The organism is Bradyrhizobium sp. 27S5, from assembly GCF_037217225.1.
GTDB classification, from domain to species: Bacteria; Pseudomonadota; Alphaproteobacteria; order Rhizobiales; family Xanthobacteraceae; genus Bradyrhizobium; species Bradyrhizobium septentrionale.
Window position 1 is genome coordinate 3,130,737 of sequence record NZ_CP147714.1, and the last position, 22,821, is coordinate 3,153,557.

The window sequence follows — 22,821 nt, forward strand, 5'->3', positions numbered from 1 at the left end:
GGAGAGACCATGTCGCGCGAAATCCTCAAGATGTATTCGGACTACAAGAGCCCCTATGCCTGGCTGGCGTTCGATCCGGTGTTCGAGCTGGAGAAGAGATACGACATCAAGGTGCAATGGCGGCCGTTCCAGCTGCGGATCAAGGGCTCCGGCCAGCGCAGCGTCTATTCGGAATACAAGGTCAAGTATTCCTACATGGATGCACGGCGGTCCGCCAACGAGCGCGGCGACAAGAAGATCATCCGCGGCCCGCTGAAGATCTTTGACACCGCGCCGGCGCTGATCGGCGGGCTGTTCGCGGAGAAGCAGGGACGTCTGATCGAGTACAGCCGCCTGGTCTACGAGCTGTTCTTTCGTCGCGAGCTCGCCGTCGACGAGGTCGATGCGGTGGAGCGCTTCATCGTCTCGCTCGGCATGTCCGGTGCCGACTATCGCGCCTATCTCGAGGGCGACGGCCGTCGGGAATATGAGGAGGCGCAACAGGAGAGCCAGGGCGACCATATTTTCGGCGTGCCGATCTGCGTGTTCCGCGGCGAGCAGTTCTGGGGCAACGACCGGGTGCCGATGCTGGAGCGCCGGCTGCAGGAGGTTGGCCTTTTGCTCGCCCGCGAAAAGCAGCCGGCTTGAACGGCAGGATGGAGGCTCCGATGATCGATCTTCATTTCGCGCCGACACCGAATGGCTGGAAGATCTCGATCATGCTTGAGGAATGCGAGCTGCCGTACACCGTGGTGCCCGTCAACATCACGCGCGGCGACCAGTCCCGGCCGGAGTTTCGCGCACTCAATCCGAATGGCCGGATCCCTGTCATCGTCGACAGGGATCCGCCCGGCGGAGGAGAGCCGGTGACCATCTTCGAGTCCGGCGCGATCCTGCTCTATCTCGCGGAGAAGACTGGCTCCTTTTTTCCGCGTGACATGCGTGGCCGCACCCGCGTGCAGCAATGGCTGATGTGGCAGATGAGCGCGCTCGGACCGATGCTGGGCCAGAACGGGCACTTCTCGCTCTACGCGCCGGCCAAAATTCCCTACGCGGTCGAGCGCTACGGCAACGAGGCACGCCGCCTCTACGGCGTGCTCAACGATCGGCTCGGCGAGAGCACTTATGTTGCGGGTAACGACTATTCGGTCGCCGACATCGCCTGCTTTCCCTGGGTGATGACCCACAAGGCGCAAGGCGTCACCCTCGACGATTTCCCGCACGTCAGGCGCTGGTACGCCGAGTTGCGCGCGCGGCCGAAGCTCCAGAAGGGGCTCGCGGTCGGCCGGCGTGGCATTCGCAAGACGCTCGACGCGCAGGCGCGGAGCAATCTGTTTGGCACAAGGCCGGCGGGTGGAGATGCGCCCGGCGGAGCGCTTCAATCACAACAATTGGACCATTGAGATGACCTTGCCTTCGAAAATGCTGACCGGCTATCGCGTGCTCGATATCACCCAGTTCGTCGCGGGCCCGACCTGCACGCGTCTGCTGGCCGAGGCCGGCGCCGACGTGATCAAGATCGAGCTCGCGCCGTTTGGCGACCGATCGCGCTTCCAGGGCCTCAAGCCGCGCGATCCCGCCTACAAGAACACCTCGCAGAGCACCTACTTCTTCCAGCAGAACCATTCGAAGCGCAGCCTCGCGCTCGACTTCAAGCACGAGAAGAGCCGCGAGATCCTGACCCGGCTCGCGGCCAAGGCCGACGTTCTGGTGGAGAACTTTACGCCCGGCGTGATGGAGCGCGCCGGACTTGGCTACGAGACGCTCAAAAAGATCAATCCGCGGCTGATCATGTGCTCGATCTCCTTTGCCGGACAGAGCGGTCCGCTCAGCGACAAGCCCGGCTTCGACTATATCGCGCAGGCCTTCGCCGGCATCACCGGGGTGATCGGCGACCCCGACGGGAAACCGGCGCAGGTGCCCGTTGCGATTGGAGACGCCTCGACCGGCGTTGCCGCGGCGATGGCCGTGGGGTTTGCGCTGCTGCATCGCGAGCGTACCGGCGAAGGGCAGTTCATCGAGTCGACGCTGCTCGATACCTATTTCCATATGCATGAGGCCAATGTGCCGAAGGTCTCGCTGCGCGGCGACAGCTTTGTGCCGCAGCGGGAAGGCTCGCTACACCCGAACGGCGGCCCGGTCGGCGTGTTCGATTGCGGCCGGGACGAGTTTATTGTGATCTGCGCGCTGGCGCATCAATGGCCGCAAATGGTTAGGGCGCTGGGGCGGCCGGAGTTCGAAAAGGACCCGCGGTTCGAGTCGGCGCGCGCCCGCGCCGACAACAGGGTGCTGGTGGGGGAGATCGTGGAAGCCTGGCTCAAGACGTTTCCGTCGCGCGATGCGGCGATTGCTGCGCTGGAGAAAGAGCGGATTCCCTGCGCGCCGGTGCTGACCCTGAATGATGCCATGGCGCAGCCGCATCTGATCGAGCGCGGCACGGTCCGCCATGTCAGCGATCCGCAGATTGGCAAGTTTGCGATCCCGGGTGCGCCGATGCGTTTCTCGGAATGGCCGCAGCAAGCCGACCTGAGGGCCGACCTGCTCGGCGAGCACAATGAGGCGATCCTGGGTGAGCTCGGGCTGTCGGAGCAGGAGATCGACCAGCTCTATGCCGAGAAGGTGCTGGTGCAGGACAGGGAGTTGCGGGCCGGGAAGCGGCTCAGGAAGGCGAGCTGAGCCGCGACGTCATCAAGCCGTTAGGCCGAAGTGGGGCGATCGAAATACGCGAATGCGGCGCTCGTCAGGCTGCCGAGCAGGGACCAGAACACCAGGCTGGTCAGCGTGACCGCGACCACGAACTGATGCGACAATGACGACGGCACATTGGTCTCGACATGCTCGAGCTCGGGCGCGCCGATCAAATGCGGCAGCATGATCAGGACCACACCGGCGATCGCGGCTGGCGCCGAACGCCGGAAAACGATCAGCCCGAGGCCGGCCGAAGTCGCCAGCACCGCCGTCACCCACCAGATCTGACGCGACATCAGTGGTGCGGCGGGGACACCCGGCAGTTCAGGCGGCAGCCCAAGACCCGGCGCGATCGTGAAGACGGCAAAACCTGCGAGACCCCACATCAAGCCTTCATGCCACGAGACCGGTTCGCCGGGCGCGCCGCTGCGAACCGAAAAGAAGCCGCAGAGCAAAAGCGCAAAGCCGATCCCGGTCAGGATGTTGGCCCCCGCCGTATAGAGGGTGCGCTCCAACCCGTCCCGTGGCTCCCAGGCTTCCGCACCATGATCATGCGCTGCTTGATCGTGCACGAGGATGGCGCGCGGCTGCGCGGAGGCTTCGTGCTTGTGCTCGGCCGCCTTCTCGTAGACCTCGGCCTTGAGGATCAGGGGGACGGTGCCGAACTGCTGGACCGCCGTGACGATCAGGCCAACGATGAAACCGGCAATGACCGACGAGAAGACGATCGAGCGAAACGTGCTCATGTCAAGGCGGTCAGTGGCAGGGGAACGCGTTGGAGTGGCGCACGTCGTGCGCCGCGTTGTGGATCACGTCGATGTGCGAGAAGCCGACGACGCCGACGATGAACAGACCGAGCGTCATCGCCATCAGGGACTGGGCAAGCCGTCCGACCTGTCCGGTGGCAACCGGCAGATGCGTGACTTGAGCTTGCGTGACCTGGGGTTGGCTCATGGTCGTTCTCCACGTTCGATTTGGTCGGCTTCTAGCAGCTTTCGCGCGATGTCGCGACTGGTAAGATGCAAATTTGTTGCAACAGGGATGCGCTTGCGCAGGATTTTCGCGTGCGCCGCTGCTCTAAACGCTTCTTCAAACTGGCAGAAATAGCCGAGACAGGCGTCCGGCGTCGGGTCCGTGCCGAGCAACGTCCGGAATGCGCCCTGATGCACCGCGCAGATCGCGCTGTGCTCCGGGAGGCCAAAGACCAGGGAGGCGATGTCGGCGCGCCAGTGAGCGTGGCCGCTTGGGGCGCCGCTGCCGGCCGGAGCTCCGTCAGCGTCGGATGGTGAATTCATCCGGACCTCGCCGCGCTTCCCATTTGGCCTGCTCGAGCTCCGGACGGTCGCATTCCGCCTGGGGGGTGCCGATGCAGAGGTAGCCGATGAATTTCCAGGCGTCCGGAATTTCCAGGATCTCCTGAATGCGGGCTGGGTTGAGGATCGACACCCAGCCGAGCCCGATGCCTTCGGCGCGCGCGGCAAGCCACATCGAGCAGATCGCGGCCACCACGGAATATTCTGTTGTCTCCGGCATCGTCGCCCGCCCGAGGCCGGAGCCGATGTGGTCGGTCTTGTCGGCGAATACGGCGAGATGGCCGGGCGCCTCCTCGAGGCCCGATAACTTCAAAGCGGCATATTTTGCTGCACGCTCGCCCGAGTAAGACCGCAGCGCATCTGCGTTGCAAGTCTTGAAGTCTTCGATCACCGCGCGGCGGCGTGCCGCATCGTCGACAATCACGAACCGCCAGGGCTGGCTCAGGCCAACCGAAGGCGAAAGGCAGGCGACCTCGATCAGCTGCTCGATCGTGCCATCCGGCAGCGGATCGGTTCGGAAGCGCCGCACGTCGCGCCGCCACACGAACAGCTCCTGCAGTTGCCGGCGAAACCCATCGTCGAATGAGACCATCGCGGGGCCTTTGGCTGAATCCATCGCGGACGTCACTTAAGCTTCATCGGCAGGCCCGCAACGACGAACTCGACCTCGTCTGCCACGCCGGCGATGGTCTGGTTCATCAGACCGGCGGCATCGCGGAAGCTGCGCGCCAGTGCGTTGTCGGGCACGATGCCGAGGCCAACCTCGTTGGTGACCAGGACAACCGGGCTGTGCTGACGCGGCAGCGCGTCCGCCAGGCGCGTCACTTCCTCGGACCAATCGCGCTCCGCATGCAGCAGGTTGGACAGCCAGAGCGTCAGGCAATCGATCAGCCTTGCGCCGCCGCCGTCGGTCTCGGACAGCGCCGCGACGAGGTCGAGCGGCACCTCGCGTTCGATCCAGTCGCTGCCGCGCCGCGCGCGATGTTTGGCGATCCGCTCGTCCATTTCCGCATCGAGCGCCTCGGCGGTCGCGATATAGGCCGGCCGCTCCGGAAAGCTGCGTGCGCGCAATTCGGCGCGCCGGCTTTTCCCGGACCGGGCTCCGCCCGTGATCAGAATGACGGCCATGGGATCTCCTGTTTACGTCGCTCTAACCACCAATCGCGGTGAAACACAAAGCCGAAATCCGCCACGGAGGGCTTGCACTCGGCCAATGTCTTGCGCATCAGGGGGATCGCGGCGAGGAGAGGGTTAAGTGGGCTTTGCGGGAGCGATGGCGGTGGCGATGGCGGTGGATGCCCTGATTGGCTGGCCGTCGCCGCTGTTTGCGCGCATCGGCCATCCCGTGACCTGGCTCGGCCGGCTGATCCAGCTTGTCGACAGCGCCTGGAACCGGGACACTGACCCGCCGGCGTTTCGCCGCGTCGCCGGTGTCGCGGCTGCTATCCTGGTGATCGCGCTGGCGATGGCTCTCGGTTGGGCGGTTCAGTCCGTGCTCGGATCCGGATGGATGCGTGTCGTCCTTGTGGGCATCCTGGCGTGGCCGCTGGTGGCCTTGCGCTCGCTGCATGACCATGTCGCGGCGGTGGCCAATCCGCTGGCGTCCGGCGACATCGCGGCCGCGCGCTCCGCGGTCGCGCAAATCGTCGGACGCGATCCCTTGACGCTCGACGATGCCGGCGTCGCGCGCGCGACCATCGAGAGCCTCGCCGAGAATGCATCCGACGGCATCGTCGCGCCGGTGTTCTGGGGCGCGCTGTTCGGCCTGCCGGGAATCCTCGGCTACAAGGCGATCAACACGCTGGACTCCATGATCGGGCATCGCACCGAGCGGCACGAGGCCTTTGGCTGGGCGGCCGCCCGGATCGACGATCTCGCCAATCTCGTTCCGGCGCGGCTGACCGGGCTTTTGTTCGTGGTGCTCGCCGCGCGGCCTTCGCAGGCGTGGTCATGCATGTTGCGTGACGCGCGCCGCCATCGCTCGCCGAATGCCGGCTGGCCGGAAGCGGCGATGGCCGGTGCGCTCGGCGTGCGGCTCAGTGGTCCCCGCATCTATCACGGCAGCATCGCCGATGAGCCCTGGCTGAATGAAGGCGCGCGCGATCCGGCTGCCGCCGACATCCACGCCGGGCTGAAACTCTATCGCTACGCCATGATGCTGCTGGCTGCGGCGTTCGTCGCTCTGGCGCTGGCGTGAAGGAGCGGCGCATGCGTGAGCACGGCGGAAATCTCGATGTCGCCCAGCAACGCTTCGGCGGCGCCGCGGACGACTGGATCGACCTGTCGACGGGGATCAATCGGGTGCCTTATCCCCTGGTCGATGTGGAGCCGCGGCAGTGGAGCGCCTTGCCGTCGCGATCCGAGATCGAATCCCTCCACGCCGCCGCGCGGCAGGCTTATGCGACCGACGCGCCGATCGTGGCGATGGGCGGTGTGCAGGCCGCCATTCAGCTGCTGCCGCAGCTGGCGTCCCGAGGGCGGGCGCGGATTCTTACGCCGACCTACAATGAGTATGCCGCGGTGTTGTCGGCCGCCGGTTGGGACGTCGCCGAGGTGTCCGATCTCGCAGCGCTTGCGGGCGCCGATCTTGCCGTCGTCGTCAATCCGAACAATCCCGATGGGCGGCACCACGACCGGCGCGAGCTGCTCGCGCTTTTGCCACGCGTCGACCGGCTCGTCATAGACGAGAGTTTTGCGGACGCCGTGCCGGACCTGTCGCTCACACCGGAAGCCGGACGAGCGGGGCTCGTGATCCTGCGCTCATTCGGCAAATTCTACGGGCTTGCCGGCTTGCGGCTCGGCTTCGCGATCGGCAGTGAGCCGGACATCGGCGCGCTTGCGGCGATGGCGGGCCCATGGCCGGTTTCGGGGGCCGCGATTGCGATCGGGCGGCGTGCATTGCTCGATTACGACTGGGCAAAGGCGACGGCCGCACGGCTGGCGGCCGACTGCGTCAGGCTCGATGCAGCGGTGCGATCGCAGGGCTGGACCCTGGTCGGTGGCACGCCGCTGTTCCGTCTCTACGAAACCGGCGATGCGTTGGTCGCCCAGGACGAGCTTGCCCATGGGCTGATCTGGTCGCGCGTGTTTCAGCAGCGGCCGGGATGGTTGCGCCTCGGTCTGCCCGGCAGCGAAGCCGAATGGGCTCGGCTGTCTGCCGTGCTGTCGCGCTGATCGTCTAACGCGCGATACGATTGGGTGGAATCAGCTCGCCGCGATTTCGGTCCACCTCTCCCCATCGGGGAGAGGTCGGATTGCGAAGCAATCCGGGTGAGGGCTCTCGCTCTCTCGATAGTCCGTAGCCCCTCACCCGATTTGCTGCGCAAATCGACCTCTCCCAAGGGAGAGGTGAACCTTCGACGCCGTTCCAACTCAAACTCATCTCATCACGCGCTAGCGCGCCAGCGCGAGCAGGCCTTCGACATCGAGATGGGTCTCGATGTGTTCGGCGAGCGCGTCGAGCGCGCTCTCGACCCGGGCGCCGTACGGCTGGTCGGCCGCGGGAATATCGAGCCTTGCAAGGAAGGCCTTGCGAAACTCGTCAGACGTGAACAGGCCGTGCAGATAGCTGCCGTGAACGCGACCATCGGCGGAAACGGCACCTTCAGCGGCGCCGTCGAGCGACGCAAATGGCCTGATACGATCCGGACCGTCGGTGCGCCCGATATGGATTTCATAGGCGCTGATCGGCTGACTGGTAGCGGCATGCACCGCGCTGACGCGTGTCAGCGTCTTCTGCTCGGTCATGACAGTTGTGATATCAAGAAGTCCGAGGCCGCGCGTTTCGCCGGCGGGACCTTCGATCCCGTCGGGATCGGCGACGCTCTCGCCGAGCATCTGATATCCGCCGCAGAGGCCAAGGACATGACCGCCGCGGCGATGATGCGCCACGAGATCGATGTCCCAGCCCTGCGCGCGCAGGAAGGCGAGGTCGCCGCGGGTCGATTTCGAGCCGGGCAGGATGACGAGCTTCGCATCACCCGGGATGGCTTCGCCCGGCCGTACCATCACGAGATCGACGCCGGGCTCGAGCTTCAGCGGATCGAGATCGTCGAAATTGGCGATCCGCGACAGCGCAAGGAAGGCGATCTTGCACTGGCCGGGCTTGCGCGCCTCGCCGAGCCCGAGCGCGTCTTCGGCCGGAAGCTCGCCGGCGCGGACGAACCAGGGCAGCACGCCAAAGCCGCGCCATGCGGTGCGGGATTCGATCAGGCGGTAGCCGTCGTCGAACAGCGTCGGATCGCCTCGGAACTTGTTGATGACAAAGCCCTGGATCATCGCGGCATCCTCGGGATCGATCACCGCCTGGATACCGACGAGCTGTGCGATGACGCCGCCGCGGTCGATGTCGCCGACCAGCACCACGGGGACGTCAGCTTTGCGTGCAAAGCCCATATTGGCGATATCGGACTTACGCAGATTGACCTCGGCGGGGCTGCCGGCGCCTTCGACCAGCACCAGATCGGCGCGATCCTTCAACCGCCCAAAACTCTCCAGCACCGCGCCCATCAGCGACGGTTTCATAGCGGAATATTCGCGCGCGCGTGCGGTCGCGATCCGTTTGCCGTGCACGATGATCTGGGCGCCGACATCGCTCTCCGGCTTCAGCAGCACCGGGTTCATGTCGGTGTGCGGCTCGACACCGGCGGCGAGCGCCTGCAGGGCCTGCGCACGTCCGATCTCGCCGCCGTCGATGGTCACAGCCGCGTTGTTGGACATGTTCTGCGGTTTGAAAGGCAGCACGCGCAGGCCGCGCCGACTGGCAGCGCGCGCCAGGCCCGCGACGATGAGCGACTTGCCCACGTCCGAACCGGCTCCCTGGATCATCAATGCACGCGCCATGGCGATAACAGTCAGAACTCGACGCCCGGCTGGGCCTTGATGCCGGAGCGGAACGGATGTTTCACCAGCGTCATCTCGGTGACGAGATCGGCGATCTCGATCAGCTCCTCCTTGGCGTTGCGCCCGGTGAGCACGACATGCGTCATCGGCGGCTTTGACGTGGTCAGGAACTCGACGACATCGGCGATGGCGAGATAGTCATAGCGCAGCGCGATGTTGATCTCGTCGAGCACAACCATGCGCAAGCTCGGGTCTGCGATCAGCTGCTTGGCCTTTTCCCAGCCGGCCTGGGCCGCCGCGATGTCGCGCGCGCGATCCTGCGTCTCCCAGGTAAAGCCTTCGCCCATCGCGTGGAATTGGCAGAGTTCGCCGAAATGCCCGGTGAGCAGGCGGCGCTCGCCGGTATCCCAGGCGCCCTTGATGAACTGCACCACCGCGCAGGGAAAGCCATGCGCCACACAGCGCACGATCATGCCGAAGGCCGAAGAGGATTTTCCCTTGCCGGCGCCGGTATGAACGATGATCAGACCCCTTTCACCGCTCTTGGTCGCCATGATCTTGTCGCGCGCGACCTTTTTCTTCGCCATCTTGGTCGCGTGGCGCGCATCCAGCGAAACCTCGCTGCTGCCGACCTCGTCTTCGGCGCCGTTTTCTTCAGAAATCATGACATTCCTTCGGCTTGACAAGTTCGAGCCACGGACGAATGGTGGGCCCGCGTTGGTTCCTGTCCTACGACAGGCGAAGAGGGAATGCGATAGGGCTCAAGGTGGGCCTGAAAAGCAGCCGCCCCCGCGACCGTGACCGGAGAGATGCCCAAAAGCCACTGATTCCTTGTCGAGAATCGGGAAGGTGGGCATCGAGGGAGAAATCCTGCTCCGCAAGCCGGGAGACCTGCCAACGCAACGTGTAGTGAGACCGGCGGACGGGGTGTTCCGCGACGGGGAACGAACCCATTCACATCGGTTCGTGTGCCTCTTCGCCTCCCGCTGTCAATCCAGGATGGGCGATGAGCGTTACACTTCATGTCTGCATCACCTGCCGCGCCGGCCAGACGCTGGCGGAAGGTGAGATCGCGCCCGGTGCGCGCCTGCATGCCGCGCTTGTTGAGGCCGGCGTGCCCGATGACGTCAATCTTGTTCCCGTCGAATGCCTCTCGGCTTGCAGCCAGGGCTGCTCGGTCGCGCTCAGCGCGCCGGGGCGGTGGTCCTATGTCTACGGCCGCCTGTCCGCTGATAATGCCAGGGATGTGATCGCCGGTGCCTCCGCCTATGCGGCCGCGCCTGACGGCATCGTGCCGTGGCGCAGCCGTCCGGAAATCTTCCGCAAGCAATCGCTCGCCCGCATTCCACCCCTTGCCGTCGTCCCGGAGGCCGCAGAATGAACACGCTCGCCAAAATTCCGGTCACGGTCGTGACCGGATTTCTCGGGTCCGGCAAGACGACGCTGATCCAGCATCTGATCCGCAATGCCAATGGCAAGAAGCTCGCGGTGCTGGTCAACGAATTCGGCAGCGAAGGCGTCGACGGCGAGATTCTGAAGTCGTGCGCCGACGCCAATTGCCCGACCGAGAACATCGTCGAACTCGCCAATGGCTGCATCTGCTGCACCGTCGCCGACGATTTCATCCCGGCGATGGAGCAACTGCTGGCGCGACGCGTGAGGCCCGATCACATCGTGATCGAGACGTCAGGTTTGGCGCTGCCGAAGCCGCTGCTGAAGGCGTTCGACTGGCCGGAAATCCGCTCGCGGATCACGGTCGATGGCGTGATCGCGCTGGCCGATGCGGAAGCGGTCGCGGCCGGCCGCTTTGCGCCGGATCCCGCAGCAGTCGATGCACAGCGTGCGGCCGACGACAATCTCGACCACGAGACGCCGCTGTCCGAAGTGTTCGAGGACCAGATCGCCTGTGCCGATATCGTGCTGCTGACCAAGGCCGATCTCGCCGGAGCGGAAGGGATCAAGGCGGCCAAAGCGGTGATTGCCGCTGAAATGCCGCGCGAGGTTCCGATGTTGCCGATCGTCGACGGCGCCGTCGATGCGCGCGTGATCCTGGGGCTCGAGGCCGCGGCAGAGGATGATCTCGCGTCGCGGCCGTCGCACCACGATGGCGAGGACGAGCACGAGCACAATGATTTCAACTCCGTGGTGATCGATCTTCCCGAGGTTTCGGATGTCGAGGCACTCGTGGCTTCGATCAAGGGGCTGGCCCGCGAGCAGAACGTGCTGCGCGCCAAGGGCTATATCGCAGTCGAAGGCAAGCCAATGCGGCTGCTCGTGCAGTCCGTCGGCGAACGCGTGCGGCATCAGTTCGACATGCCCTGGGGCACACGGCCGCGGCAGTCGAAGCTGGTCGTGATCGGCGAGCACGGCGACATCAGTGAAGCTGCGATCAGGGCGCGACTAGGTGTCTGATGCACGTCGTCTTCCGCGAGAGCCGCGGCCTTGAGGAGACCGCGACACCAAGGGACCTCGGCCAGGATCCGGCCGATCTCGTGGTGTTGTCGTTTTCCGACAGCGATCTCGCTGCCTTCGCGGCCGGCTGGCGGCGGGGCCGCGCCGCGCTGCCGTCGCTGCGGCTCGCCAATCTCGCGGAGCTGCGCCACCCGCTGTCGGTCGATACCTATATCGAGCGGACGCTGTCGCACGCGCGCGGCATCCTGGTGCGGCTGATCGGCGGTGAGCCCTATTGGTCCTACGGGCTGGCCGCGGTGCATCGCCTGGCAAAGGAGCGCGATATCGCCCTGGTGGTGTTGCCGGCGGATGGCCGCGACGATCTGCGGCTGGACGAATTTTCCACGCTGCCGGTCTCGACGCTGCGGCGACTTAAGGTGCTGTGCGACAAGGGGGGGCCTGTCGCCGCCCAGGCCGTGATCGCGCAAGTGGCGCTGGCGTCAGGGCTCTATGCCGGGCCTGTCGTCGGCGAGATCGATCTGCCGGAGATCGGCGTCTACGATCCGCGGCGCGGTGTTGTCGCAGCGTTGCCGGCATCGGGTGGCCGGCCGCGGGCACTCGTGACCTTCTATCGCTCCTATCTCGCGGCCGGCGACACCGCGCCGGTCGATGCCTTGGTCGAGGCGCTACGCGAGAAAGGTTTTGACGCCTACGGCGTGTTCGTCGCCTCGTTGAAGGCCGCAGGCGTGGCCGATTGGCTGCGCGCTCAGTTCGCGCAATGCCCTCCAGCCGCCATCGTCAATGCGACCGCATTCTCCGCGGCCGGCGATGACGGCACCACGCCGTTCGATGCCGCTTCATGTCCGGTGTTCCAGGTCGCCTTGTCGACGGCGCGGCGCGAGGATTGGGCCGAGTCGCTCCGCGGTCTGTCGCCCGGCGATCTCGCGATGCATGTGGTGTTGCCGGAGGTTGACGGCCGCCTGTTTGCGGGCGTGGTGAGCTTCAAGTCGGCGAGCGAGCGCGATCCCGATCTGCAATTCGCGCATCTTGCGCATCGGCCGGATGCCGGGCGCGTCGCAGCAATTGCCGCCCGCGTGGCAGCCTGGCATCGGCTTGCCGACAAGCCCGCGCAGGAGAAGCAACTCGCGCTCGTGCTGTCGAACTATCCGGGCCGTCCGCACCAGATCGCGCATGCCGTCGGCCTCGATGCGCTTGCCTCGGTCGAGGCGTTGCGGGCCGATCTCGCGGCCGCGGGCTTTGATCTCGAGCCGGTGGCGTTGCTGGGCGATGCGCTCTTGCACCGGAAACTGACATGGGACGTGGCCGGGTATCGCGCGGCCATCTCCGGCCTTCCGTCACAGCTCCAGGACGACCTCGCGCGTGCATGGGGCGCGCCGGAGGACGATCCCGATTGTCGTGACGGCGAATTTCAATTCGCGGCAATCCAGTGCGGCAAGTCGATCATCGCCGTTCAGCCGGAGCGCGGTGATATCGGCCATCGCGATGCCGACTATCACGATCTGTCGCGCACGCCGCGTCATGCCTATGTCGCGTTCTATCTGTGGCTCAGGCAGCAGGGCATCGATGCCGTCGTGCACATGGGCGCGCACGGCACACTGGAATGGTTGCCCGGCAAGTCGGTCGCGCTGTCGTCCGCGTGCTGGCCCGAGGCGCTGATCGGTGATCTGCCCGTCATCTATCCCTTCATCGTCAACGATCCCGGCGAGGCGGCGCAGGCCAAGCGGCGGATCGGCGCCTTGACGATCGGTCATCTGCCGCCGCCGCTCGCGCTGGCGGCGGTGCCGGAAGGCTTGCGCAGGCTCGAGCGCTTACTCGATGAATATTCGACTGCGGACGGTCTCGATCCGGCACGGCGGCAGCGCCTGATTGCCGATATCCGCGAGGAAGCGCGGCTGGCCGGGCTGGAGGACGATCTTGGTCTCGCTGCGTCGGTCTCCGCGGCCGAGGCGATTCCGCAGATCGACCGCTTCGTCTGCGATCTCAAGGAGAGCCAGTTCGGTGACGGCCTGCACATATTCGGGCAGGGCGCTTGCGGTGCGAAGGAGAAGGCTGCGTTACGCGATGCGCTCTCTGGCCGGCGCGTCGCGCCGGGACCTTCGGGGTCACCCTATCGCGGGCGCCGCGACGTGCTGCCGACCGGACGCAATCTGTTTGCCGTTGATCCCCGCGGGGTTCCGACGCCGTCGGCGCATGCGCAGGGCGTGAAGCTCGCCGAAGAGCTGCTGCGCCGTCACCTGCAGGATCACGGCGACTGGCCGAAAGGGCTCGTCGTCGACCTCTGGGGTTCCTCGACGATGCGCACGGCCGGCGAGGATTTTGCGATGGCCCTGCATCTCGCCGGCATTGCGCCGCGCTGGGATCACGGATCGGGCCGCGTGGTTGGCTACGACATCATCGCGCCGGCAGAGCTCGGTCGTCCCCGCATCGACGTCACGCTGCGCGTGTCGGGGTTGTTCCGCGACGTCTTTTCGGGGCTTGCCCAGTTGTTCGAGGCGGCCACGGAAGCATTGTCCGAACGCAGCGATGAGGGGGAGGAGAATCCCTACAGCGAACGCATGTCGCGCGTGTTCGGGCCTCGTCCGGGACACTATGGCGCCGGCATCGCGTCGGTTCCGGACGTCTTCACCCAGGAAGCGCGCGATGCGGCCGGCGAAGCCTGGCTGTCGGCGTCGTCCTGGGCGTTTGCATCCGACGGCGAGATGCGGCCCGATCGCGCCGGCATCGAGGGGCGGCTCGCGGCGGCCGACAGTTTTGTCCATACCCAGGACTTGCCCGAGACCGACCTGCTGCTGGCGGCGGACTATGCCGCGCATGAAGCCGGCATCGCGGCGGCAGCCCGGCGCATTGGCGCAGAGGTCCCGGCGCTCTATCATCTCGACGCGACGCGGCCGGATCAGCCGCATGCGCGCTCGTTGACCGAGGAAATCTCGCGCGTGGTGCGTGCGCGCGCCGCCAATCCCGCATGGATCGCCGGCATGATGCGCCATGGCTTCCGAGGTGCCGCCGAGATCACGGCGACGCTGGAGCACATGGCGGCGTTCGCCCATCTGGCCGACGCGGTGCCGCCGCATCTGTTCGACCTCTACTACGACGCGACGCTCGGCAATGACGACGTTCGCGGCTTCATGGCGCGCGAGAACCCGGCTGCCCTGGCTGCGATGGAAACCTGCTTTACCCGGTTGCACGAGGCGTCGCTCTGGCAGACGCGGCGCAATTCGATTGCGGCGGCATTGCAGGAGGCCTCATGAGCGCTGTTGCGATCAAGGGCTGGTGTCCCGGCGCGCTGCGGCCGATGCTATCAGGCGACGGCCTCGTGGTGCGGATTCGCCCGCGTGGCGGACGGCTCGAGGCAACGCAAGCAACGGGAATCGCCGATCTGGCCGCACGACACGGCAACGGCCTGATCGATCTGACCAGCCGCGCCAATCTGCAGATCCGCGGCGTCAGCGATGAAGGTTATCCGCGCTTGATCGAAGGAATTGGCGAGCTCGGGTTGCTGGATACGGATGCCGACATCGAGGCGCAGCGCAACATTCTGGTGACGCCATTCTGGGCCACCGGCGACGATACGCGCGCGCTCGCCGCCGAGCTTGAGCGGGTGCTCGCCGGTTCTTTGCTCGATCTTCCGACCAAGTTCGGTTTCGCAATCGATGATGGCAGCGAGCGGGTGCTGGCTGGCGCGTCTGCGGATATCAGGATCGAGCGCGATCGCAATGGCGGCCTGCTGGTGCGCGCCGATGGCGCCGAGCTCGGGCTTTCCGTCACGCGGAGCGAGGCCGTGCAGGTCGCGTTGGCGCTGGCCGAGTGGTTCATCGCTTCCGGCGGAGCGAAAGGTGAGAGGCGACGGATGGCGGCCTATCTCGCCGGCGGCGCGAGCCTGCCCGAATCCTTGCGCGGCGATGTCGAGCCGGCGCCGCGATCGATAGACGCCGTTCCCGGACTCTATTCGTCCGGTGCGATGGTCGGCGTTGCGTTCGGGCTCATGCCGCAGCAGACGCTGCGCCATCTCGCCGGCTGCGCGCAGGCTCTCCGCGTGACGCCGTGGCGGATGCTGCTGGCGGAGGGGATGCGCGAGATGCCCGGTGGGGCCGACATCGTCACCGAGGTCGACGATCCGGCGCTCCGCGCGATCGCCTGTAGCGGTGCGCCGCGCTGCGGCGAGGCGCATGCCGACACGCGCGCGCTGGCGTCGGCGCTGGTGCGGCATATTCCGGCCGATGCCCGGCTTCACGTGTCCGGTTGCGCCAAGGGATGTGCGCATTCCGGCTCTGCGGATGTCACCCTCGTGGCTACGAACCAAGGCTTCGATCTGATCCGTCGTGGCTCGACCCGGGATGAGCCCGTCATGCGTGGGCTGACCGGCGCCGGCATCGTCGCAAATCCCTCCGTGCTGCTGGGAGGCCGCTGATGCCGCACATCTATGAGACCGACGGTGCTGCGATCTATCGGCAGTCCTTTGCCACCATCCGGTCCGAGGCCGACCTTGGCCGCTTTACGCCGGACGAAGAACCGGTGGTCGTGCGCATGATCCATGCCGCCGGCATGGTGGGGCTGGAAGCGCATGTCCGCTTCACGCCCGGCATGGCCGCGAGCGCGCGTGCCGCCTTGCAGAACGGGGCGCCGATCCTTTGCGACGCGCGCATGGTGTCTGAAGGAATTACGCGCGCGCGGCTGCCGGCCGGCAATGCTGTCATCTGCACGCTTGGTGATCCCGAGGTTCCCGCACTCGCGCAATCGATGCGCAATACGCGCTCCGCTGCTGCGCTCGAGCTGTGGCGGCCGCATCTGGTCGGCGCAATCGTCGCGATCGGCAATGCGCCGACTGCGCTGTTCCATCTCCTCAACATGCTGGAGGACCCCGATTGCCCAAGGCCGGCGGCGATCATCGGCTGTCCGGTCGGCTTTGTCGGCGCGGCTGAGTCCAAGACGGCATTGATGGCCGCACCGCACGCGCCGGCGCTGACGGTCGAGGGACGTCTCGGTGGTTCGGCGATCACGGTCGCCGCCGTCAACGCACTGGCGAGCCGGAGCGAGTAGATGGGACGCATCATCTGCTGCGGCCTCGGCCCAGGCGATCCGGACCTGATGAGCGTACGCGCTGATCGCACTGTGCGTGCCGCAAAGCACGTCGCCTATTTCCGCAAGAAGGGCCAGCTGGGTCAGGCCCGCCGCATCGTGGAGGGGTTGCTCGTCGCCGACGTTAGCGAATATCCGATGGAATATCCCGTCACCACTGAGATCGCTTTCGACAGTCCGGACTATGCGCGGCTGCTCGCGGGATTCTATGACGAATGGGCCGAGCGCCTGGCGCGGCTTGCGCGCGCGATCGATGTCGTCGTGCTTTGCGAGGGCGATCCCTACTTCTACGGCTCGTTCATGCACCTGCATTCGCGCCTGCAGGCGCGTGTCGAGATCGAGGTGATCGCCGGCATTCCCGGCATGGCGGGTTGCTGGAATTCGGTCGGCCAGCCGATCGCGCTTGCCGACGACGTGACCACCGTGCTGATGGGCACGCTGCCGGAGGCGGAGCTCGAACTGAGGATGCGGAGTTCCGACGCGCTCGTCGTCATGAAGACCGGCCGCAATCTCAGGAAGATCCGACGCGCGCTCGCCTCGGCGGGGCGTCTCGACGATGCGTGGCTGGTCGAACGCGGCACCATGCCGGATCAGCGTGTCGCCCGGCTCGCCGAGATCGGCGAGGCCGACTGTCCGTATTTTGCGATCGTGCTGGTGCACGGGCAGGGACGGCGCAGGGAGGCGGCCGAATGACGGGAACGCTGACCATCGCGGGATTGGGACCGGGCGACGAGGCGCTGATCACGCCGGAAGTCACATCCGCGCTTGCGGCTGCGACCGACATCGTAGGCTATGCGCCCTATGTGACGCGCGTGCCGCCGCGCGCCGGGCTCACGCTGCATTCCTCGGATAATCGCGTCGAGCTGCAGCGCGCCGCCGACGCGTTGCGGCTTGCATCCGAAGGGCGCCACGTCGTAGTGGTGTCTTCGGGCGATCCCGGCGTCTTTGCGATGGCGTCCGCCGTGTTCGAGGCGCTCGAGGACGCGCCGCAATGGCGCGACCTCTCGATTCGCGTGCTGCCCGGCGTGACCGCGATGCTGGCGGCGGCCGCGAGCGCCGGTGCGCCACTCGGTCATGATTTCTGCGCGATCAACCTCTCCGACAATCTCAAGCCGTGGCCGCTGATCGAGAAGCGCCTGCGGCTTGCGGCCGAAGCCGATTTTGCCATCGCGATGTACAATCCGCGCTCGGCGAGCCGGCCGGAAGGTTTTGGTCGCGCGCTCGAAATCCTGCGCGAGGCGGGTTGCGACGAGCGGATCGTGGTGTTCGCGCGTGCCGTCAGCACGCCCGATCAGCGGATCGAGACGGTCGAGCTGCGCGACGCGAAGCCGGAAATGGCGGACATGCGGACACTGGTGATCGTCGGCAATTCGGCGACGCGGCGGGTCGGGCGCTGGGTCTACGCGCCGAGGCAGGTCCGATGACCGAGCCATTGCATCACATCGCCGACGCTTTCCAGCCGTGGTCGGTCGGGCAGAGGTGGCCGGGTGATCATGATGACGGGAAGGCCAAGCGCACGGGCGGCGTCGATCTTGGCGCGCGCGCCGGTTCCGCCGGAGTTGCGGGCAACGATCCAATCGATGCGACGCTCGCGCATCATCTCGAGCTCGCCGTCGAGCGTGAACGGTCCGCGCGACACGATGACGTCGGCATCGGGCAATGGCAGCGCTTGCTCGGGCGGGTCGACAAATCGCAACGTATAGGCGTGTTGCGGCCGGCTGCCGAACGGCGCGATGTGCTGGCGGCCGATCGCGAGGAATACGTTGGCGCGGCTGTCCGGCAGCGCGGCGACGGCGGAGGTGACGTCCGCGACCTCGATCCAGCGGTCGCCGGATGTTTTGTCCCACGGCGCGCGCTCGAGCGCGACCAGCGGCGTTTCGGTTTGCGCGCAGGCGGCGATCGCGTTGCGGCTCATCTCGACCGCGAAGGGATGCGTCGCGTCGATCACATGGGTAATGGCTTCGCGACGCAGATAGTCGGCAAGACCGCTGACGCCGCCGAAGCCGCCGATCCGGGTCGGCAGCGGCTGGTCGGCCGGCGCACGCGTGCGGCCGCCATAGGAATAGACCGCGTCGATCCCCGCGCGCGCGATTGCAGCGGCGAGCAGATTGGCGTCGGCGGTTCCGCCCAGGATCAGGGCGCGCATCATGAATAATCCCTGGTTGACCATCATCGGCATCGGCGAAGATGGCCTTGACGGCCTCTCCGACGCAAGCCGAAAGGCGCTTCGCGAAGCCGAAACAGTTTTCGGCGGTGAACGCCACCTCGCGCTGGCCGGCATCACCGACCGTGGCCGTGCCTGGCCGGTGCCGTTCGATGCGGGCATCGTGCTTGAATGCCGCGGCCGTCCGACGGCAGTGCTCGCCTCGGGCGATCCGTTCTGGCATGGCGTCGGTGGGAGCCTTGTCGAGACGCTGCAGGCCGGCGAGTGGGTCGCATACTCCGGACCATCGACGTTCTCGCTTGCGGCGGCACGCTTGGGCTGGCGCTTAGAGACCGTCATCTGCCTTGGCCTTCATGCGGCACCGTTCGAGCGTCTGTTGCCGCATCTCGTGCGCGGTGCACGGATCATCTGCTTGGTGCGCGATGGCAAGGCAGCTTCCGATCTCGCGCAATGGCTCACGGGCCGCGGCTGGGGGCCGTCATCGATGTGGACGCTTTCCGCGCTTGGCGGACCCCGTGAGTCCGTCACGCAGCATCGCGCGGACGGCTACGCCGGCGACGCAAGCGACAGCCTGGTCGCGGTCGCGTTGGAGGCGAGGGGAACGCTAGGGATCGCGCGCAGCTCAGGTCTTCCCGACGCACTCTTTGTGCATGACGGGCAACTGACAAAACAGCCGATCCGCGCGCTTGCATTGTCGGCGCTTTCGCCGCGGCCTGGCGAGCGGCTGTGGGACATCGGCGCCGGCTCGGGTTCGATCTCGATCGAATGGGCGCTGTGCGGCGGGACGGCGATCGCGGTCGAGGCCCGTGGCGAACGTGCCGCGAACATCCGCAGCAATGCTGCGAGCTTCGGCTTGGCCCACCGGATCACCGTGATCGACGGCGAGGCGCCCGGCATTCTATCGAATCTCGAAGCGCCCGATGCGGTGTTCATCGGTGGTGGCCTCGATGCGGCGATGTTCGACGCGATCTGGTCGCGTATCGCGACGGGAGCGCGACTGGTTGCGCATGCGGTGACCCTGGAAACCGACGCGCTGCTCTCCGATCTGCATCAACGCCATGGCGGCGACCTGATGCGCGTCGAGATCGCCCATGCCGAGCCGTTGGGGCGGTATCGCTCCTGGAAGGCTACGCGGCCGATCGTGCAATGGAGCGTTATCCGATGAAGGTCGCAGGTTTCGGATTCAGGCGTGACGCCAGTGCCGCGTCCTTGCGCGAGGCGCTCGACGCGGCCGGCGGTTCCGATGGCCTTGCGGCCGTTGCAACGGTGAGTGACAAGGCCGATGCGGTGGCGTTGAAACTGCTGGCGCAGGAACTGGATTTGCCGATCCGGGGGATTTCGGCAGAGAAATTGGCTGAGATAGAGACCGTAACGCAATCCGGGTTCATCAAGGCGAGGTTTGAAACGGGCTCGGTCGCCGAAGCCGCGGCAATCGCTGCGGCAGGACGCGGTGCGCGCCTGATTTCGGTCAGGGCGACGTCACAGGATCGGATGGCCACTGCGGCGATCGCGGAAGGAGACGGCGAATGACGGTGCATTTCATCGGCGCAGGGCCAGGCGCTGCCGATCTCCTGACCTTGCGCGGGCGCGATCTCATCGCCTCTTGCCCGGTCTGTCTTTATGCCGGATCGCTCGTGCCGGAAGGGGTCCTGGCGCATTGCCCAAAAGATGCGCGTATCGTCAACACGGCGCCGCTGTCGCTCGACGAGATCGTCGCCGAGATCGCCTCCGCGCATGCGGAGGGCAAGGACGTCGCGCGGCTGCATTCGGGCGATCTCTCGATCTGGTCGGCGATGGGCGAACAGTTGCGCCGGCTGCGCGCGTTACAGATTCCCTATTCGGTGACACCAGGCGTTCCGGCTTTTTCGGCGGCCGCGGCGGCACTGCAGTCCGAGCTGACGCTGCCGGGCCTTGCGCAATCGGTGGTACTGACGCGCACGCCGGGCAGGGCGAGCGCGATGCCAGACGGTGAAACGCTCGCGGCCTTTGCCGCAACCGGCGCGGTGCTCGCGATCCATCTCTCGATCCATCTGCTGGACAGGGTCATTGCCGAGCTCACGCCGCATTACGGAGCCGACTGCCCGGTGGCGATCGTCTGGCGTGCGAGCTGGCCGGACCAGCGCATCGTGCGCGCGACGCTTTCGACCCTCGACGCCGCCGTTGGCCCGGAACTCGAACGCACCGCGCTGATCCTGGTCGGCAAGACGCTGGGTGCCGATGAGTTCGCCGAAAGCCGCCTCTATGCGGCTGACTACGACCGCCGCTACCGGCCTGTGGGAGCCGAGCCACGCTTTCCGGAACCATCGCGATGAGCGCGGGACTTGTGATCTCGGCGCCGGCATCCGGCGTCGGCAAGACGACGCTGACCTTGGCGCTGGCCCGCGCCTATCGCAATCGCGGGCTGAAAGTGCAGTGCCTGAAGAGCGGGCCTGACTACATCGATCCCGCCTTTCATGCGGTGGCTACCGGACGCGCGTCGGTCAATCTCGATAGCTGGGCGATGGAGCTCGAGGCGATCGAGTGCCTGGCGAGCCGCGGCGCGGACGCCGACCTGGTGCTGGCCGAGGGCTCGATGGGCCTGTTCGACGGCGTTGCCGCGCGCGGCGTGTCCGGCACCGGCGCCACCGCAGATGTCGCCGAGATGATGGGGTGGCCGGTGTTGCTGGTGATCGATCCTTCCGGCCAGGCGCAGACGGCGGCCGCGGTCGCGGCAGGACTACGCGATTTCCGCACCGGCGTGCGGTTGGCCGGCGTCGTTCTCAACCGCGTTGCAAGCAAGCGGCATGAGGATCTGGTGCGCGGCGCCATGGCAGGCGCGGGCATTGCTGTGTTGGGTGCGCTGCCTCGCCATGCCGAGATTGCCTTGCCGAAGCGGCATCTTGGCCTGGTGCAGGCCGAAGAGCAGGCCGAGATCGACGGCCTGATCGAGGAAGCCGCGCGCTTCGTCGCCGAGCATGTCGACCTGGACGCCGTGCTGCGATCGGCCCGCGTCTCGCCGGTGCAATCGTCCACGCGCCGCTTCGGCGTCACGCCGCCCGGCCAGCGCATCGCGCTCGCCCGCGACGCCGCATTCTCGTTTGTCTATCCGCACATGCTCGAAGCGTGGCGCGCGGCCGGCGCAGACATCGTGACGTTCTCGCCGCTTGCCGACGAAGGCCCCGACGCCGACGCCGATGTGTGTTGGCTGCCCGGCGGCTATCCCGAACTGCATGCCGGCCGGCTTGCCGCCAACGGGCGATTTCTCGGGCAATTGCGTGGCTTCGCCGCGACAAAGCCGGTGCATGGCGAATGCGGGGGCTACATGGTGCTGGGCCGCGCGCTGACCGACGCCGATGATGTGCGCCACGAGATGGCGGGGTTGCTCGGCCTTGAGACGAGCTATGCCAAACGCCGCATGCATCTGGGCTACCGGCTTGCCGAGCTCGTTGCACCGATGCCCGGGCACGAGCCGGGCGCACGCCTGCGCGGCCACGAGTTTCACTACTCGACGATCATCGCGCAGCCGGATACGCCGCTCGCGGCGGTGCGCGATGCGACCGGCGCGATCGTGGCCGAAACCGGATCGCGGCGCGGCCGTGCAACGGGGACATTCTTCCATCTGATTGCGGAGGACCGGTGAGCGGATTCGTCTCCTTCGTCTCGGCCGGCCCCGGTGACCCCGAGCTCCTGACGGTGAAAGGGGCGGCGCGGCTGCGCGAGGCCGACGTGGTGCTCTACGATGACCTTGCCTCGGGCGCGATCCTCGATCTCGCGCGCAGCGGCGCCAATCTTGTCGCGGTCGGCAAGCGCGCCGGCCGGCTGTCGGCCAGGCAGCATCATGTCAGCCGGCTGCTGGTCGATTATGCCGCGACCGGCGTGCGCGTGGTGCGCCTGAAATCGGGCGACGCCGGCATCTTCGGACGGCTCGAAGAGGAGATCGAGGCGCTGCGCGCGGCAGGCATCGGGTACGAGATCGTTCCCGGCGTGACTTCGGCCTCGGTCGCCGCCGCACAGGCCGGCATTCCGCTGACGCGACGGCTGACCTCGCGCCGGGTCCAGTTCGTGACCGGCGCCGACGTCACCGGTGAATTGCCTGCGGACCTGAATTGGGCGGCGCTGGCCGATCCGGAAGCGACCACCGTCGTCTATATGGGGCGGCGCACCTTCCCGGCGCTGGCGGCAAGGCTGATCGCGCACGGCCTTGCGCCCGAGACGCCGGCGTTGCTGGCGGAATCGCTCGGCCATGCCGACGAGCGGATTGTTCGCACCACGATCGTGGACCTTGCCGAACGGCTCACGCATGCGGGTGCCGCAACGGCGGCCGCAATTATTCTGTTCGGTGCTTTGGCGCCGGACCAAGGGTGACGC

25 protein-coding genes and 1 riboswitch are annotated in these 22,821 nt (G+C 66.6%); of the genes, 17 read left to right on the forward strand and 8 right to left on the reverse strand.

Going from position 1 to position 22,821, the window contains the following annotated elements; all coding sequences use genetic code 11:
• The first annotated feature begins 9 nt into the window (after positions 1-9).
• From WDM24_RS14490 to WDM24_RS14500, 3 genes are read left to right on the forward strand one after another with little or no spacing between them, the layout of a single operon-like run.
• Entirely contained in the window at positions 10-627 is a 618-nt protein-coding gene (locus WDM24_RS14490; protein ID WP_338698882.1) for a DsbA family protein, read from the forward strand.
• A gap of 20 nt (positions 628-647) precedes the next feature.
• Positions 648-1,382 carry a glutathione S-transferase N-terminal domain-containing protein gene (locus WDM24_RS14495; protein WP_338698884.1) on the forward strand — a complete coding sequence of 245 codons (735 nt, stop codon included), beginning with the start codon at positions 648-650 and terminating at the stop codon, positions 1,380-1,382.
• A 1-nt stretch (position 1,383) separates the two neighbouring features.
• Positions 1,384-2,655, forward strand: a complete 1,272-nt coding sequence (locus tag WDM24_RS14500) for a CoA transferase (protein WP_338698886.1) — start codon at positions 1,384-1,386, stop codon at positions 2,653-2,655.
• Between the two features lie 20 nt (positions 2,656-2,675).
• On the opposite strand, the gene WDM24_RS14505 is transcribed toward WDM24_RS14500, so the two are convergent.
• From WDM24_RS14505 to cobU, 5 genes are read right to left on the reverse strand one after another with little or no spacing between them, the layout of a single operon-like run.
• Entirely contained in the window at positions 2,676-3,413 is a 738-nt protein-coding gene (locus WDM24_RS14505) for a CbtA family protein (protein WP_338698888.1), read from the reverse strand.
• Positions 3,414-3,423: 10 nt separating this feature from the next.
• A complete protein-coding gene (locus WDM24_RS14510) occupies positions 3,424-3,621 on the reverse strand; it encodes a CbtB domain-containing protein (protein ID WP_338698889.1) in 198 nt (65 codons plus the stop codon).
• Positions 3,618-3,962 carry a hypothetical protein gene (locus WDM24_RS14515; protein ID WP_338698890.1) on the reverse strand — a complete coding sequence of 115 codons (345 nt, stop codon included), beginning with the start codon at positions 3,960-3,962 and terminating at the stop codon, positions 3,618-3,620. The genes WDM24_RS14510 and WDM24_RS14515 overlap by 4 nt, the downstream gene beginning before the upstream one ends.
• The gene (gene bluB, locus WDM24_RS14520) at positions 3,940-4,572 is read right to left on the reverse strand and encodes a 5,6-dimethylbenzimidazole synthase (protein ID WP_338701221.1); all 633 of its coding nucleotides are present in this window, start codon (positions 4,570-4,572) and stop codon (positions 3,940-3,942) included. The genes WDM24_RS14515 and bluB overlap by 23 nt, the downstream gene beginning before the upstream one ends.
• A 32-nt stretch (positions 4,573-4,604) precedes the next feature.
• Positions 4,605-5,108 (reverse strand): bifunctional adenosylcobinamide kinase/adenosylcobinamide-phosphate guanylyltransferase, encoded by a 504-nt coding sequence (gene cobU, locus WDM24_RS14525; RefSeq protein ID WP_338698891.1) that lies wholly within the window; start codon positions 5,106-5,108, stop codon positions 4,605-4,607.
• A gap of 127 nt (positions 5,109-5,235) precedes the next feature.
• Between cobU and cbiB the strand changes: the two genes are divergently transcribed.
• Together cbiB and cobD are read left to right on the forward strand one after the other, a co-directional pair.
• Positions 5,236-6,177, forward strand: a complete 942-nt coding sequence (cbiB, locus tag WDM24_RS14530; RefSeq protein ID WP_338831704.1) for an adenosylcobinamide-phosphate synthase CbiB — start codon at positions 5,236-5,238, stop codon at positions 6,175-6,177.
• An 11-nt stretch (positions 6,178-6,188) separates the two neighbouring features.
• Positions 6,189-7,154, forward strand: coding sequence for a threonine-phosphate decarboxylase CobD (gene cobD / locus WDM24_RS14535; RefSeq protein ID WP_338831705.1), 966 nt, complete (start codon positions 6,189-6,191; stop codon positions 7,152-7,154).
• Positions 7,155-7,373: 219 nt separating this feature from the next.
• Here cobD and WDM24_RS14540 read toward each other — a convergent pair whose 3' ends face one another.
• Positions 7,374-8,822, reverse strand: a complete 1,449-nt coding sequence (locus WDM24_RS14540; RefSeq protein ID WP_338698896.1) for a cobyric acid synthase — start codon at positions 8,820-8,822, stop codon at positions 7,374-7,376.
• An 11-nt stretch (positions 8,823-8,833) separates the two neighbouring features.
• On the reverse strand, positions 8,834-9,487 hold the full coding sequence (gene cobO, locus WDM24_RS14545) for a cob(I)yrinic acid a,c-diamide adenosyltransferase (RefSeq protein WP_338698898.1): 654 nt from the start codon (positions 9,485-9,487) through the stop codon (positions 8,834-8,836).
• Between the two features lie 36 nt (positions 9,488-9,523).
• A riboswitch (cobalamin riboswitch) is annotated at positions 9,524-9,735 on the forward strand.
• Positions 9,736-9,828: 93 nt separating this feature from the next.
• Here cobO and WDM24_RS14550 point away from each other — a divergent pair.
• Genes WDM24_RS14550 through cobJ form a run of 7 tightly spaced genes read left to right on the forward strand, consistent with a single transcriptional unit; the run spans position 9,829 to position 17,734 of the window.
• Positions 9,829-10,203, forward strand: a complete 375-nt coding sequence (locus WDM24_RS14550) for a DUF1636 domain-containing protein (protein WP_338698900.1) — start codon at positions 9,829-9,831, stop codon at positions 10,201-10,203.
• On the forward strand, positions 10,200-11,234 hold the full coding sequence (gene cobW / locus WDM24_RS14555) for a cobalamin biosynthesis protein CobW (RefSeq protein WP_338698902.1): 1,035 nt from the start codon (positions 10,200-10,202) through the stop codon (positions 11,232-11,234). Before WDM24_RS14550 ends, cobW begins: the two co-directional genes overlap by 4 nt.
• A complete protein-coding gene (gene cobN, locus WDM24_RS14560) occupies positions 11,234-14,482 on the forward strand; it encodes a cobaltochelatase subunit CobN (RefSeq protein WP_338698904.1) in 3,249 nt (1,082 codons plus the stop codon). The genes cobW and cobN overlap by 1 nt, the downstream gene beginning before the upstream one ends.
• A complete protein-coding gene (gene cobG, locus WDM24_RS14565; protein ID WP_166294005.1) occupies positions 14,479-15,642 on the forward strand; it encodes a precorrin-3B synthase in 1,164 nt (387 codons plus the stop codon). Before cobN ends, cobG begins: the two co-directional genes overlap by 4 nt.
• Positions 15,642-16,271, forward strand: a complete 630-nt coding sequence (locus tag WDM24_RS14570) for a precorrin-8X methylmutase (RefSeq protein WP_166294007.1) — start codon at positions 15,642-15,644, stop codon at positions 16,269-16,271. The genes cobG and WDM24_RS14570 overlap by 1 nt, the downstream gene beginning before the upstream one ends.
• A complete protein-coding gene (locus tag WDM24_RS14575) occupies positions 16,272-17,003 on the forward strand; it encodes a precorrin-2 C(20)-methyltransferase (protein WP_338698909.1) in 732 nt (243 codons plus the stop codon).
• Entirely contained in the window at positions 17,000-17,734 is a 735-nt protein-coding gene (cobJ, locus tag WDM24_RS14580) for a precorrin-3B C(17)-methyltransferase (protein WP_166294010.1), read from the forward strand. The genes WDM24_RS14575 and cobJ overlap by 4 nt, the downstream gene beginning before the upstream one ends.
• Here cobJ and WDM24_RS14585 read toward each other — a convergent pair.
• A complete protein-coding gene (locus tag WDM24_RS14585; RefSeq protein WP_338698912.1) occupies positions 17,710-18,459 on the reverse strand; it encodes a cobalt-precorrin-6A reductase in 750 nt (249 codons plus the stop codon). The two genes, cobJ and WDM24_RS14585, sit on opposite strands and share 25 nt — an antisense overlap.
• Between WDM24_RS14585 and cbiE the strand changes: the two genes are divergently transcribed.
• The 5 genes from cbiE to cobA are packed head-to-tail and all read left to right on the forward strand — an operon-like array spanning position 18,458 to position 22,818.
• The gene (gene cbiE, locus WDM24_RS14590) at positions 18,458-19,639 is read left to right on the forward strand and encodes a precorrin-6y C5,15-methyltransferase (decarboxylating) subunit CbiE (protein ID WP_338698914.1); all 1,182 of its coding nucleotides are present in this window, start codon (positions 18,458-18,460) and stop codon (positions 19,637-19,639) included. The genes WDM24_RS14585 and cbiE overlap by 2 nt on opposite strands.
• The gene (locus tag WDM24_RS14595) at positions 19,636-20,004 is read left to right on the forward strand and encodes a cobalamin biosynthesis protein (protein ID WP_166294014.1); all 369 of its coding nucleotides are present in this window, start codon (positions 19,636-19,638) and stop codon (positions 20,002-20,004) included. The genes cbiE and WDM24_RS14595 overlap by 4 nt, the downstream gene beginning before the upstream one ends.
• Entirely contained in the window at positions 20,001-20,786 is a 786-nt protein-coding gene (gene cobM / locus WDM24_RS14600; RefSeq protein WP_338698916.1) for a precorrin-4 C(11)-methyltransferase, read from the forward strand. The genes WDM24_RS14595 and cobM overlap by 4 nt, the downstream gene beginning before the upstream one ends.
• Entirely contained in the window at positions 20,783-22,093 is a 1,311-nt protein-coding gene (locus WDM24_RS14605; RefSeq protein ID WP_338698917.1) for a cobyrinate a,c-diamide synthase, read from the forward strand. The genes cobM and WDM24_RS14605 overlap by 4 nt, the downstream gene beginning before the upstream one ends.
• On the forward strand, positions 22,090-22,818 hold the full coding sequence (gene cobA, locus WDM24_RS14610) for a uroporphyrinogen-III C-methyltransferase (protein ID WP_338831706.1): 729 nt from the start codon (positions 22,090-22,092) through the stop codon (positions 22,816-22,818). Before WDM24_RS14605 ends, cobA begins: the two co-directional genes overlap by 4 nt.
• Positions 22,819-22,821 lie beyond the last annotated feature (3 nt).

What these genes read in the sequence shown, in the direction of transcription:
- WDM24_RS14490 (WP_338698882.1), top strand. Translation starts at nt 10, where the DNA reads ATGTCGCGCGAAATCCTCAAGATGTATTCGGACTACAAGAGCCCCTAT.
- WDM24_RS14495 (WP_338698884.1), top strand. Translation starts at nt 648, where the DNA reads ATGATCGATCTTCATTTCGCGCCGACACCGAATGGCTGGAAGATCTCG.
- WDM24_RS14500 (WP_338698886.1), top strand. Translation starts at nt 1,384, where the DNA reads ATGACCTTGCCTTCGAAAATGCTGACCGGCTATCGCGTGCTCGATATC.
- WDM24_RS14505 (WP_338698888.1), bottom strand. Translation starts at nt 3,413, where the DNA reads ATGAGCACGTTTCGCTCGATCGTCTTCTCGTCGGTCATTGCCGGTTTC.
- WDM24_RS14510 (WP_338698889.1), bottom strand. Translation starts at nt 3,621, where the DNA reads ATGAGCCAACCCCAGGTCACGCAAGCTCAAGTCACGCATCTGCCGGTT.
- WDM24_RS14515 (WP_338698890.1), bottom strand. Translation starts at nt 3,962, where the DNA reads ATGAATTCACCATCCGACGCTGACGGAGCTCCGGCCGGCAGCGGCGCC.
- bluB (WP_338701221.1), bottom strand. Translation starts at nt 4,572, where the DNA reads ATGGTCTCATTCGACGATGGGTTTCGCCGGCAACTGCAGGAGCTGTTC.
- cobU (WP_338698891.1), bottom strand. Translation starts at nt 5,108, where the DNA reads ATGGCCGTCATTCTGATCACGGGCGGAGCCCGGTCCGGGAAAAGCCGG.
- cobD (WP_338831705.1), top strand. Translation starts at nt 6,189, where the DNA reads ATGCGTGAGCACGGCGGAAATCTCGATGTCGCCCAGCAACGCTTCGGC.
- WDM24_RS14540 (WP_338698896.1), bottom strand. Translation starts at nt 8,822, where the DNA reads ATGGCGCGTGCATTGATGATCCAGGGAGCCGGTTCGGACGTGGGCAAG.
- cobO (WP_338698898.1), bottom strand. Translation starts at nt 9,487, where the DNA reads ATGATTTCTGAAGAAAACGGCGCCGAAGACGAGGTCGGCAGCAGCGAG.
- WDM24_RS14550 (WP_338698900.1), top strand. Translation starts at nt 9,829, where the DNA reads ATGAGCGTTACACTTCATGTCTGCATCACCTGCCGCGCCGGCCAGACG.
- cobW (WP_338698902.1), top strand. Translation starts at nt 10,200, where the DNA reads ATGAACACGCTCGCCAAAATTCCGGTCACGGTCGTGACCGGATTTCTC.
- cobN (WP_338698904.1), top strand. Translation starts at nt 11,234, where the DNA reads ATGCACGTCGTCTTCCGCGAGAGCCGCGGCCTTGAGGAGACCGCGACA.
- cobG (WP_166294005.1), top strand. Translation starts at nt 14,479, where the DNA reads ATGAGCGCTGTTGCGATCAAGGGCTGGTGTCCCGGCGCGCTGCGGCCG.
- WDM24_RS14570 (WP_166294007.1), top strand. Translation starts at nt 15,642, where the DNA reads ATGCCGCACATCTATGAGACCGACGGTGCTGCGATCTATCGGCAGTCC.
- WDM24_RS14575 (WP_338698909.1), top strand. Translation starts at nt 16,272, where the DNA reads ATGGGACGCATCATCTGCTGCGGCCTCGGCCCAGGCGATCCGGACCTG.
- cobJ (WP_166294010.1), top strand. Translation starts at nt 17,000, where the DNA reads ATGACGGGAACGCTGACCATCGCGGGATTGGGACCGGGCGACGAGGCG.
- cbiE (WP_338698914.1), top strand. Translation starts at nt 18,458, where the DNA reads ATGAATAATCCCTGGTTGACCATCATCGGCATCGGCGAAGATGGCCTT.
- WDM24_RS14585 (WP_338698912.1), bottom strand. Translation starts at nt 18,459, where the DNA reads ATGATGCGCGCCCTGATCCTGGGCGGAACCGCCGACGCCAATCTGCTC.
- WDM24_RS14595 (WP_166294014.1), top strand. Translation starts at nt 19,636, where the DNA reads ATGAAGGTCGCAGGTTTCGGATTCAGGCGTGACGCCAGTGCCGCGTCC.
- cobM (WP_338698916.1), top strand. Translation starts at nt 20,001, where the DNA reads ATGACGGTGCATTTCATCGGCGCAGGGCCAGGCGCTGCCGATCTCCTG.
- WDM24_RS14605 (WP_338698917.1), top strand. Translation starts at nt 20,783, where the DNA reads ATGAGCGCGGGACTTGTGATCTCGGCGCCGGCATCCGGCGTCGGCAAG.